We start from the raw sequence: 12,417 nt of genomic DNA on the forward strand, positions 1-12,417 counted from the left end.
GCCCGGGCCGACGAGGTCGGGCACGGAGCCCGCGTGCCCGACCTCGTCGGCTGACCGCTAGTGCAGCGTCCAGCGCTGCGCGCCGCTGCCGTTGCAGTCCCAGATCTGCACCTGGGTGCCTGGGGTGGTCGACGCCCCGGGGTCGTCCAGGCAGCGGTTGGACTGCGGGTTGAGGTAGGAGCCGTTGGACTGGGGGATCCAGACCTGCGCGCCGGTGCTGTTGCAGTCCCAGAGCTGGACCTTGGTGCCGTTGGCGGTGCCGCCGCCCGCGATGTCGAGGCACTTGCCCTGCACGCGCAGCGTGGTGCCGGCGGCGACGAAGGTCCACTGCTGGGCGACGGTGCCGTTGCAGCCCCAGATCTGGATCTTGTTGCCGTTGGCGGTGCTCGCGGCGTTGTTGTCGAGGCACAGGCCGTTGGCGTTGGTGATCGACCCGGCCGTGCCACCCCCGCCGCCGCCCGCGCCGAAGGGACTGAGGACGATGCCGGCGGAGCGCGGGTCGCCGTCGTTGACGAGCGACTCGAAGTTGCCGACGTCGTCGAACGCGAACGCGTACGCCTTCCCGTCGACCATGTTCGCGTGCAGGATCCGCGCGTACTGGTTGGTCGGGCTGCTCTTGTAGAAGTCGGCCGCGTTCAGGCTCGGCTGGGTGTCGATCGTGCCGAGCGTCCCGCGGTTCAGCGCGGCGCACAGCGTCCGGGCGATCGGGCCGACGACGAGGTCGTTGGGGGCCTGCAGGTTGCCGTCGCAGCCCCACACGTTCGCGCTGGTGGGCTTGGTGAACGAGGCCACCTGCGCGCCTGAGGTGTTGGTGAAGGTCATGACGTTGCCGCTGGTGCGGCCGAAGAACTTGGTGTTCGGCTGGTCCGCGAACGGCACGACGGTCAGCGTCTTGGAGGTGTACGCGTTCCACGCCGAGGTGATGTACGGGTCCAGGTAGGTGGTGCTGAACAGACCGGCGCCGGCGGCCTTGCCGGGGGACAGGACGCGCAGCACGGTGCCGTCCGAGCGGGTGACGACGGTGCTCGCCCAGCCGGGCTGTGCCTTGATGCCGTTGATCACGGCGCTGCGGCCGTCCGACACGAGGTCGCCGGTCCGCTTGGTCACGCCGTTCGCCCCGGTGACGGTCACGGCGTGCGGGACGGCGAACATGTCGACCTGCGAGCTGTTGAGCCACAGTCCGGCGTCGTTGTAGGTGAACTCGCTCCAGTCGAACAGGACGTCGTGGCTCGCGTCGCCGCCGGCCCACGGGGCCGGTTGCACGAGGCCGTCGGGTGTCAGGAAGAAGCTGAGCCGGGTCCCCAGGGAGAAGTAGACGCGGCCCGAGAAGCCGCGGGGGAAGCCGATCGTGGTGCTGCCGCCGTTGCCGGGGCCCGGGATCGAGACGTCGGGTGCGGGTGACGGCGGGATGGACCCCGCCGGCCAGGCGGTGAACGTGCCGCCCGCGCTGACGTAGCCGAGGCGGCCAGTGCTGAGGTTGGTGCCGATCACGTACAGGTAGACCGCGTCGCTGCGGCCGGTGCTGTTGGTGACGGTGACGGGCAGGACCGACGGGCCGACGGCCCGGGCGGGCGTGTCGCCGGTGGTCAGGACGAGCGGGACGGTGAGTGCGGTCGCGGCGAGGACGCCGACGAGTGTTCGCAGGCTGCGCATGGAGGGGTGCCCCCTGTGTCGGTGGAGGGGTTCGTGGGTGGGTGTGCGCGGGGCGCGCGGGCGCGCCGCGGGACCGCCGGTGCGGCGTCGGGCGCGGGGCGCGCGGCGGCGGGGCGCAGGCGTGGCAGCTGGCTGTCTGCGCGGGCCATCGCGTCGATCGCCGCGATCGCCGTGCGCAGCATGGTGGTGCCCTCGCGGGGTCGGGGCGACGGTGCTCCGACGGCGGCGAGGGGCGGTGCTCCGAGCGAGGGAGCCGGTGGCCTGGCTGGCCGGGGTGGGGCCGCCATCGACTGACAACTCGGTAACCGTAGCGCTCCGGTCATGATGGCCTTCACCGCGGAGACCGTCAAGGGTGACTGTTGGCACGTGTCACCGAGCCATTTTCGATGCCGCTGCGGCTGCCGAAAGTTCGAACCCGCCAGTTCGTGAAGTTTCGAACGAAACCCGCATTGCGGACGATCCGGCACGATGCGTACCTTGGTCACGCCTCAGCATGGATCTGCGCAAAGGAGCGTCGGATGAAGCGACCGCGGGTCGTCGAAAGTATCGGAGTCGGCATCGCAGCGGCAGCGCTGGCCATCGCTCCCCTCGCCGGTGTTGCGCTCGCGGCTCCCGCCGCGGCGGCCGACACCGTCGTCCTCAGCAACGACTTCGAGGACGGCAGCTACACCCCCTGGGGACCGCGCGGCCCGGTGACCCTCGCGGTCACCGACACCGACGCGCACGCGGGGACGCACAGCCTCTCGGTGACCGGCCGCACCGGCGACTGGAACGGCGCCGCGACGAGCGTCGCCACCCTCTTCCAGGCGGGCACGCCGTACACGGTGGAGGCGTGGGTCAAGCTCGCGCCGGGCACCATCGGCTCGTCGGGCATGCACTTCACGGTGCAGGAGACGTCCGCCGCCGGCGACGCGTACACCTGGGTCGGCGGCGCCGTCGCCACGACCGCGGACGGCTGGGTCAAGATCGGCGGCACGTACACCAAGCCTGCGGCGGCGACGGCCGCGACCCTCTACATCGAGGCGGCGAACATCGACAGCACGTCACCGAGCTACCTCGTGGACGACATCTCGATCACGGGTGCGGAGGTACCGCCGCCGGACACGTCGGTGGTCCCGGGCGGTGCCGTCGACCCGGTGCTGACGCCCTCGGTCGCCGCACGCGGCACCGGCAACGTCGCGGCCCTCACGTTCGACGACGGCCCCAACGGCGCCACGACGACGGCGCTGCTCGACTACCTCCAGGCCAACGGGCTGCACGCCACGTTCTGCGTCATCGGGCAGAACATCCAGGCGGACGGCGGCGCGGACATCCTCAAGCGGATCGTCGCCGACGGGCACACCCTGTGCAACCACTCCATCGACTACGCCGACATGGGCAGCCTCACGCTCGAGCAGGCGCAGGACCGGATGAAGCAGAACCTCGCGATCATCCGGGACGCGCTCGGCGACCCGAACGCGCAGGTGCCGTTCTTCCGGGCACCCAACGGGAGCTGGGGCTCGAACGTCGCCGCGGCCGCCGTGTCGCTCGGCATGCAGCCGCTCGGCGTGACGAACACGATCTCCGACTGGGAGACGCAGGACGTCGACACCCTGACGACCAACCTGCGCGCGGCGATGAAGCCGGGACAGATCGTCCTGACGCACGACGGCGGCGGTGACCGCTCCGGCACGCTCGCGGCGGTCAAGACCGTCGTGAACGAGCGGCTCGCGCTCGGGTGGCAGTTCAGCCTGCCCGTCGGCGGTCCTGCCGACGACGGCGGCTCGTCGGGCGTCTCGACGCTCACGAACGACTTCGAGACCGACCTCGGCGCCTGGGGCGCACGCGGCGACGGGACGAACCCGGTCGTCAGCCTCAGCACCACCGAGTTCCACGGCGGCACCCAGGCGGCGAGCATCGCGGACCGCACCCAGACGTGGCACGGCTTCGGCGCGTCGGTCACCGGCCTGTTCACGACGGGCCGCACGTACAACATCTCGGGCTGGGTCAAGCTCGCCGACGGGGTCACGGACCCGGCCGACGTGCGCCTGAGCATCCAGCGCGACAACGCGGGCACGTCCTCGTACGACACCATCGCCACGGCGACGGGCGTCACGTCCGGGGCGTGGGTGCAGATCAGCGCCTCGTACACCATGGCCGCGGCCGAGACGGCTCTGCTCTACTTCGAGACCGCGTCCGGCACGCCCTCGTTCCTCGTCGACGACGTGGTCGTCACGGGGAACACGGCCCCGCCGGTGCAGACGGGCATCCCGTCGCTGCAGGACGTCGTCCCGTGGCCGCTCGGCGTCGCGATCGACAGCCGCGAGACCACCGGTTCCGGCGAGACGCTGGTCAGCAAGCACTTCGACCAGATCACGCCCGAGAACGACATGAAGCCGGAGGAGGTCCAGCCGACCGAGGGCACGTTCACGTTCGGTGACGCCGACGCGCTCGTCGACCACGCGATCGCCCACGGCACCCGGGTGCACGGCCACACGCTCGTGTGGCACAGCCAGACGCCGGCGTGGTTCTTCGAGCACACCGACGGCACCCCGCTCACGGACAGCGCGGACGACCAGGCCCTGCTGCTGGCGCGGATGAAGACGCACATCGACACCGTCGCCGAGCACTTCCGCGAGAAGTACGGCGAGTACGGCACGGCGGGCAACCCGATCGTGTCGTTCGACGTGGTCAACGAGGTCATCGACGAGAGCCAGGCCGACGGCATGCGCCGCAGCCCCTGGTACGCGACGCTCGGGTCCACGTACATCGCCAAGGCGTTCGAGTACGCGAGCGACGCGTTCAACGGCGGGGACACGACCAACCCGCCGGTGAAGCTGTTCATCAACGACTACAACACCGAGCAGCCGGCCAAGCGGCAGGCGATGTTCACGCTCCTGCAGGACCTGATCGCCCAGGGCGTCCCGGTGGACGGCGTCGGCAACCAGTTCCACCTGAGCATGTCCACGTCGATCGCGAGCCTCAAGGAGACGCTCGACCTGTTCGGCACGCTCCCGCTGCTGCAGAACGTCAGCGAGCTCGACGTCGTGATCGACGGGACGGTCACGCAGAACAAGCTCGTGCAGCAGGGGTACTACTACAAGGACCTGTTCGACCTGCTCCGCACGTACCCCGACCTGTTCGCCGTGACGATCTGGGGTCCGTACGACTCCCGGTCGTGGCGGAGCGAGGGCAAGCCGCTGCCGTTCGACGGCGACCTGCAGGCCAAGCCGGCCTACTGGGGCATCGCCGACCCGACGCAGCTGCCCACCCTCACGCTGTCCGCGCTCGCGCACGCCGGTGACCCGGCGGGTCCGGACGCGCACGACTGGACGCTGCTGCCGAACACCCAGGTCGGCACGGGCGCGTCGGGCTTCCAGGTCCGCTGGTCGGCCGACCACCTCACGGCGTACGTGCACGTGGACGACGCCACGGACGACGGCGCGGACGACACGGTGGACCTGTTCACCGCGGGCGGCGCGTCGGTCACCGTCGACCGCACGGGGTCCGGTGGGGTCGTGGCGGAGGTCGAGGGCGGCTACGACGTCGTCGCGACCCTCCCTGTCACGGGCCTGACGCAGGGCGGCAGCACGCCGTTCGACGTCCGGATCACCGACGGCGCCACCGGCACGGTCGCGTCGTGGAACGACCTCACCCACCACCAGGAGGACGGTGCGCGCCTCGGCTCGCTCGACCTCGTCGAGGCCGTCGGGCACGTGGCGGTCCCGCAGGTGGACACGGCGCCGACGATCGACGGCGACGTCGACGCGGCGTGGGCGGACGCCCCGGTCGTCGAGACCACGACGCTCGTCGAGGGTGCGGCCGACGGTGCCACCGCGCAGGTCAAGGCGCTGTGGACGCAGGACGCCCTGCACCTGCTGTTCCAGGTGACGGACCCGTCGCTGGACGCGGGCTCGAGCAACGCCTGGGAGCAGGACTCGGTCGAGACGTTCCTCGACCCGGTCAACGCGAAGAACGGCTCGTACCTGCCGGACGACGGCCAGTACCGGGTCAACTTCGAGAACTTCCAGTCCGTGAGCGGGGACCTGACTGTCATCGGGGACCGGCTGACGAGCGCGACGAAGGTCGTCGACGGCGGGTACGTCGTGGAGGAGAGCATCGCGTTCGGCCGCACCGCGGCCGTGGGCGACCTGACCGGTGTCGACTTCCAGGTCAACGACGGCACGGCGGGTGTCCGCACGGCGGTCCACTCGTGGACCGACCCGACGGGCCGCTCGTACCAGAACACCTCCCGCTGGGGTGTCGCCGAGCTCGTCGGGCCGGTGGCCCCGCCGCTGGCGGCGCCGCTGGTCACGCAGCAGCCGCAGTCGGTGTCCGGGGCGTTCGGCTCGCAGGTCACGCTCACGGCGGCGGCGTCGGGCGAGCCCGCGCCGACCGTGCAGTGGCAGGTCCTGACGGACGGCTGGCTGTGGACGCACAAGTGGAAGGACGTGCCGGGGGCGACGAGCCCGAGCCTGACGGTCACGCTCGACGCCAAGCACGACGGTGCGACCTACCGGGCGGTGTTCACCAACTCCGAGGGGTCCGCGACCACGGACAGGGCGACGGTCACGGTGGCGAAGGCCAAGCCGGTCGTCACGCAGCAGCCGCAGTCGGCGTCCGGTGCGCTCGGCTCGACGGTGAAGCTGACCGCGGCGGCGTCCGGGTACCCGGTGCCGTCGGTCCGGTGGGAGCAGAAGGCCGCCTGGTCGTCGCACTGGACGTCGGCCGGCTGCACGGGCACCACGCTGTCGGTGAAGGTCACGGCCAAGACGGACGGCACGCAGTACCGCGCGGTGTTCACCAACAAGCTGGGCTCGGCGACCACCGAGGTGGCGACCGTGACGGTGGCCCCCACGGCTCCGGCGATCACCACGCAGCCGAAGGACGTCACCGCGAAGGCGGGGTCGACCGCGAAGTTCACGGTCGGCGTGAGCGGGTACCCGGCGCCGAAGGTGCAGTGGTACCAGAAGGCGAAGGGCTCGTCGTCGTGGACCAAGGTCTCCGGCGCGACGAGCGTGACGCTGACCGTCGCCGTGAGGTCGAGCGGTGACGGGACGCAGTACCGGGCCGTGGCGACGAGCTCGGCCGGCACGGCGACGTCGGCGGCGGCGACCCTGGCGGTCCGGCGCAGCTGACGACCCCTGACCTGCGCCCCCGGGACCCTCGATGGTCCCGGGGGCGCAGTCGTGTCGTCACCCGTCGGTGGACGCGGGACGCGCGCGCGGCTGTGGCGAACGGGTGAATCCGGTGCCGGGTTTTGGCCGATTCTCGAAAGTGTCGGACGGCGAACCGATTGTTCAGGCGCCCATCACCCGATACATGCATTGTTCACCGGGGCGTTTGCCTCTACCTTGGCGCCGATCCCAGTCGGAGCACGCAAAGGAGCGTCGATGAGACGGCCAAGGTTGTTCGAAAGTATCGGAGCAGGGGCGGTGGCGCTGGGCGTCGTCGCCGCGTCGCTCGTCGCCGTCCTGCCCTCGGCGACCGCAGCCGCGTGCACGCCGTCCCCGGCGGTGGACGTCGTCTCGGAGCCCTTCACCGGCGCCGTCGGGGTCAGCTACCCCGGACCGCTCTGGGGGAGCGGCTACAGCGGCACGGGCTCGCTCACCTACGCCGACCTCGACGGGGACGGGAACACCTCCCTGCTCCTCCCGGGCCGCTCGGCCGACTACTTCAGCGTGCAGACCCCGAACGACAAGCTCGGCGCCTACGTCGGCAAGACCGTCAAGGTGTCGGTCAAGGTGCGCCTCGCGGCCTCCGTGACCGACCCGGTCACGGCGACCATCAAGGGGAAGTGGCGCGCGTCCGGCGCGAGCTCCGACTCCTACACGAACGTCGGCGACAGCAAGGCCCTCTCGAGCACGGCCTGGACCCAGCTCACGGGCGAGTTCGCCGTGGACGCCGACCGGGCGAACGGGCAGTTCTACATCGGCACGACCGACATCACGACGGGCTCGCCCGCCACGAACGTGCCCTACGACTACTACGTCGACGACTTCACGGTCGCCGTCCCCGCCGTGACGTGCCCCGACGCCGGCGGGCCGCTGCTCTCGACGAGCTTCGAGTCGGGCGTCACCCCGTTCGCGGGCCGCTCCGCCACCGTCGCGCAGACCTCGACCGCGGCGCACACCGGGACGTCCAGCGCGCTCGTGTCGGGCCGCACGGCCGGCTGGAACGGCCTCCAGGTCGACGTGTCCAGCCTGATCACGTCCGGCACCTACCACGTGTCCGCGTGGGTCCGGCTCCCGGACAGCGCCACGGGTACCCACAAGCTGAACCTCGGGATCAACCTGCCCGCATCCACGGTCAACAAGTACCCGTGGATCGGCGGCCAGCCCACGGTCGGCACCAGCTGGGTCCAGCTCCAGGGCGACTACACGTACGACCCGGCGACGCCGCCGACGATCGTGTACATCGAGGGCGACACGACGACGGACTTCCTCGTCGACGACGTCGAGATCACCGGCCCGCCGACCGGCGGCACCCCCTCGCCGACGCCCTCGCCGTCGGACACCTGCGCCTACCCCACGGGCACCACGCTCGTGAGCTCGACGTTCGAGAGCGGCATGGACGGCTGGAGCGCCCGTGACGGCGGCCAGGGTCCGGCGACCGTGACGGTCGTCGACGGCGGCCACGCCAGCGACCACGCGATCGCCGTGACGAACCGCGTCCACCAGGGCCAGGGCCTCATCCGTGACGTCGGCTGCGTCCTCAAGGGCGGCTCGACGTACGTGTTCGACGCCTGGGTCAAGTTCGGTGCGGGCCAGCCCGCGGGCGACATCGCCCTCACGGCGCAGACGACGACGGGCAGCACGACGAGCTTCGCCACGCTCGCCACGTTCACCGGCATGAGCAACAGCGCCTGGGTGCACGCCACGGCGCAGTTCCAGATGTCGACCGGCACCGCCGGACGCATCTACCTCGAGACCAAGTACGCGAGCGGCGCGGCCGGCAACACGTCCGACCTGCTGATCGACGACATCACGATCACGACCCCGGCACCCCTGGACGTCCAGGACGAGCTCGAGGCGATCAAGGACACCGTGCCGTTCCCGGTCGGCGTCGCGATCGACCCCCGCGAGACCCAGGGCGCCTACTCGGACCTGCTGCTCAAGCACTTCGACCAGATCACGCCCGAGAACCAGATGAAGCCGGAGACCTGGTACGACGCGAACGGCACGTTCGTCACGTCGAACCCCCAGGCCGACGCGCTGATGCAGTACGCCCGGGACAACCACATCCGCCTGTACGGCCACACGCTCGTGTGGCACTCCCAGACGCCGGACTCGCTCTTCAAGAACGCGAGCGGCGGCTGGCTCACGGACAGCGACGCCGACAAGGCGGTCCTCACGGCGCGGCTGCACACGCACATCGACAACGTCGCGCGGTACCTCAGCGACGAGTTCGGCCCGTTCGGCAGCGCCACCAACCCGCTGGTCGCGTTCGACGTGGTCAACGAGGTCGTCTCCGACGCCGCCGACACGAGCGACGGCCTGCGCACGAGCCACTGGCACGACGTGCTCGGCGAGGACTACATCGCGCTCGCGTTCCAGTACGCGAACGAGGCGTTCAACACCACGTACGCCGCTTCGGGCGCCACGCACCCGGTGTCGCTGTTCATCAACGACTACAACACCGAGCAGGCCGGCAAGCAGGTCCGCATGCACGCGCTCCTCGAGCGTCTGCTCGCGGCAGGTGCGCCGATCGACGGCCTCGGGCACCAGTTCCACGTCAGCCTGTCCACCCCGGTGAGCACGCTGGCGTCGACGCTCGACGCGTTCGACGACCTCGGCATCAAGCAGGCCGTGACCGAGTTCGACGTCACGACCGGGACGCCCGTCACGAACGCCCTGCTCATCGACCAGGGCTACTACTACCGCGACGCGTTCCGGGCGTTCCGGGCCCGCTCCGCCGACCTGTTCTCGGTCACCGTGTGGGGTCTGCGTGACGGCCGGAGCTGGCGGAACACGTCCGGTGCTCCGCTGCTGTTCGACGACGCCATCCAGGCGAAGCCGGCGTACTTCGGCGTCGTCGACGGCGACCTGCCGCTCGCGCAGCGCTCGGCGAACGTGTTCCAGGCCGACGTGCCGCTCGGCCCGGACGCCACGTCGGCGCCCGAGTGGGCACGCCTGCCCCTGCACGCGATCGGCACCAAGGCCGGGTTCCAGCTCCGCTGGGCGCCCGACCACCTGACGGCGTACGTCGAGGTGCACGACACCACGACCGACGCCGCCGACGCGGTCGTGTTCGACGACGGCCACGGGACCGTGACGTTCACGCGTGGCGGCTCCGGTGACGTCGACGGCGTCGTCACGGAGGTCTCGGGCGGCTGGACGGCCGTCGTCGAGCTCCCCCGGACCGGTCTGGCCGCGGGCCAGACGAGCGCGTTCGACATCCGGGTCGTCGACGGCGCGAGCACGTCGACCTGGAACACGCCGGGCGCGCTCGGCACCCTCTCGCTCGTCGAGCCGGTGTCGTTCGTGGAGATCCCGCAGGCCGCCACGGCGCCGACGGTCGACGGCGTCGAGGACGCCGCCTACGCCGACGCCCGTGCGGTGTCGACGGACCGGCAGGTCAGCGGCAGCGGCGGCGCGGTCGCGTCGGTCCGCACGGTCTGGAACGGCGACAAGGTGTACGTGTACGCCGCCGTGACCGACCCGACCGTGGACGTCTCGGGCTCGGACCCGTGGATCCAGGACTCGCTCGAGATCTTCGTCGACTCGGGCAACGCCAAGAACGGTCCGTACCGCTACGACGACAGCCAGCTGCGCATCTCGGCGGCCAACGAGGTCTCGGTCGGCACCGGTGACGTCCCGTTCCAGAAGGGTCGCCTGCAGAGCCGGACGCGGACGACGGCGACCGGCTACGTCGTCGAGGCCGCGATCGACCTCGGCAGCGAGTACAGCGGTCTCGGGACGTTCCACGGCCTGGACTTCCAGGTCAACGACGCCTCGGGCGGCGCCCGCACGGCCATCCGCAACTGGGCGGACCCGACCGGTGCCGGCTACCAGACCACCGCGAGGTGGGGTGTCGGTCAGCTCGTCGCCGCACCGGTGACCGACCCGGAGCCGACGCCGACCCCGACGCCGACGCCGACCCCCACGCCGACGCCGACCCCGACGACGACGCCGACGCCGACCCCGACGGCCACCCAGTCGCCGGACCCGTCGGCCACGCCGCAGCCGACCCCGTCGCAGTCGCCGGCGGGCACGCCCGGTGGCGGCGGTTCCCAGCCGGTGACCGGACCGGACGGCGTGACCCTCGCCCTCAAGGGAGGTGCCGCGTCGTTCAAGGCCGGCGGCGACGTGACCCTGTCGGCGACCAACCTGCAGCCGGACGAGCCCGTCGAGGTCTGGATCCACTCGACGCCCGTCCTGCTGGCCCGCGGTGTCGCCTCGGCGACGGGCAGCTACACCGTGACCGTGCAGATCCCGACGGCGCTGCCGCCGGGCCAGCACACCATCGAGATCCGCGGGCTGCGGTCCGGCAGCTCGACCTCGATCCCGATCACGGTGACGGCGGCGGGCGGTGCCCTCGCGGCGACCGGTGCGCAGGTCGCGGGCCTGATCTCGCTCGCGGTCGGCCTGCTCGGGTCCGGGACGGCGCTGGTGCTCTACCGCCGTCGCGGGTTCACGCGGCCCGAGGGGGCGCTGCGGGCCTGAGCGCACGCATGACGACGGTTGTGGGCCGTCGTCTCTGAAGGACCGGTTCCCTTCCGGTCGGCCTGGTGGGCCACGAGGGGCTCGGGGAGCGGTGACGTCGCTCCCCGGGCCCCTCGGTCGTGCGCGGACGCGAGCGGTTACGGTGACCGACGTGACCACGCACGCCGCCCCCGAGCACACCCCCACCGCCGGACCCGGCGCCCTGGATCCCCGCTGGCTCGCGGGCGTCGTCGCGACCGCCCTGGACGAGGACCTCGGTGCCGCGCCCGGCCGGGACGTGACGACGCAGGCGACGATCCCGCCGGACGCGGAGGGCACCGCGGCGCTCGTCGCCCGCGCGCCGGGCGTCGTGGCGGGGCTCGTCGCCGTCCCGGAGGTGCTGCGCCAGGTCGCCGACCGCCTCGCGCTGCCGGCGGTCACCTACCGGCCGCTCGTCGAGGACGGCGCCGCCGTGACCCCGGGCGAGGTGCTCGCCGAGCTGTCCGGGCCGGTCCAGGTGCTGCTCGTCGCGGAGCGGACGCTGCTGAACCTCGCGTCGCGCGCGTCGGGCGTCGCGACGCACACCCGCCGGTGGGCGGACGCGCTGCAGGGCACGGGCGCGCTGGTGCTCGACACCCGCAAGACGACCCCCGGGCTGCGTGCCCTGGAGAAGTACGCGGTCCGGTGCGGCGGCGGCACGAACAAGCGCATGGGGTTGCACGACGTCGCGATGGTCAAGGACAACCACGTCGTCGCCGCGGGGTCGGTGGCCGCCGCCGTGCACGCGGTGCGGACCCGGTTCCCGGACGTCGCGATCCAGGTCGAGGCCGACACCCTGGACCAGGCCCTCGAGGCCGTCGCCGCGGGTGCCCGGTTCCTGCTGCTCGACAACATGCCGACGCCGCTGCTCACCGAGGTCGTCGCGGCGGTCCGGGCGGGCGAGCCGGCGACGGGCCGCGTGGAGCTCGAGGCGACCGGGAACCTCACGCTCGACCGGGCCCGGGAGGTCGCGTCGACGGGTGTCGACTACCTCTCGGTGGGCGGGCTGACGCACTCGTCGCCGATCCTCGACCTGGCCCTGGACCTCCGCCCGGCGGCCGGCTGAAGGGTTCGTCCCGTCCGGCGTGACGAACCCTGCAGC

General features: G+C 71.8%; 4 protein-coding genes. 3 read left to right on the forward strand and 1 reads right to left on the reverse strand.

The features are described from left to right. Nucleotides 1-57: 57 nt before the first annotated feature. Nucleotides 58-1,653: a beta-1,3-glucanase family protein gene (locus tag Cch01nite_RS19040; protein WP_203758068.1), complete on the reverse strand. Its 1,596-nt coding sequence runs from the start codon at nucleotides 1,651-1,653 to the stop codon at nucleotides 58-60. Between the two features lie 518 nt (nucleotides 1,654-2,171). On the opposite strand from Cch01nite_RS19040, the gene Cch01nite_RS19045 reads away from it, so the two are divergent. From Cch01nite_RS19045 to nadC, 3 genes are all read left to right on the forward strand, one after another. Further along, on the forward strand, nucleotides 2,172-6,770 hold the full coding sequence (locus Cch01nite_RS19045; protein ID WP_203758069.1) for an endo-1,4-beta-xylanase: 4,599 nt from the start codon (nucleotides 2,172-2,174) through the stop codon (nucleotides 6,768-6,770). Nucleotides 6,771-7,025: 255 nt separating this feature from the next. Beyond that, the gene (locus Cch01nite_RS19050) at nucleotides 7,026-11,297 is read left to right on the forward strand and encodes an endo-1,4-beta-xylanase (protein ID WP_203758070.1); all 4,272 of its coding nucleotides are present in this window, start codon (nucleotides 7,026-7,028) and stop codon (nucleotides 11,295-11,297) included. Nucleotides 11,298-11,448: 151 nt separating this feature from the next. Then, the gene (nadC, locus tag Cch01nite_RS19055; RefSeq protein WP_203758071.1) at nucleotides 11,449-12,381 is read left to right on the forward strand and encodes a carboxylating nicotinate-nucleotide diphosphorylase; all 933 of its coding nucleotides are present in this window, start codon (nucleotides 11,449-11,451) and stop codon (nucleotides 12,379-12,381) included. Nucleotides 12,382-12,417 lie beyond the last annotated feature (36 nt).

Origin of the sequence: Cellulomonas chitinilytica (genome assembly GCF_016862675.1) — a bacterium.
In the GTDB taxonomy this organism is placed as follows: Bacteria; Actinomycetota; Actinomycetes; order Actinomycetales; family Cellulomonadaceae; genus Cellulomonas; species Cellulomonas chitinilytica.

Excerpts from the sequence above, each read along its gene's own strand:
- Cch01nite_RS19045 (WP_203758069.1), top strand. The coding sequence starts at position 2,172 with ATGAAGCGACCGCGGGTCGTCGAAAGTATCGGAGTCGGCATCGCAGCG.
- Cch01nite_RS19050 (WP_203758070.1), top strand. The coding sequence starts at position 7,026 with ATGAGACGGCCAAGGTTGTTCGAAAGTATCGGAGCAGGGGCGGTGGCG.
- Cch01nite_RS19040 (WP_203758068.1), bottom strand. The coding sequence starts at position 1,653 with ATGCGCAGCCTGCGAACACTCGTCGGCGTCCTCGCCGCGACCGCACTC.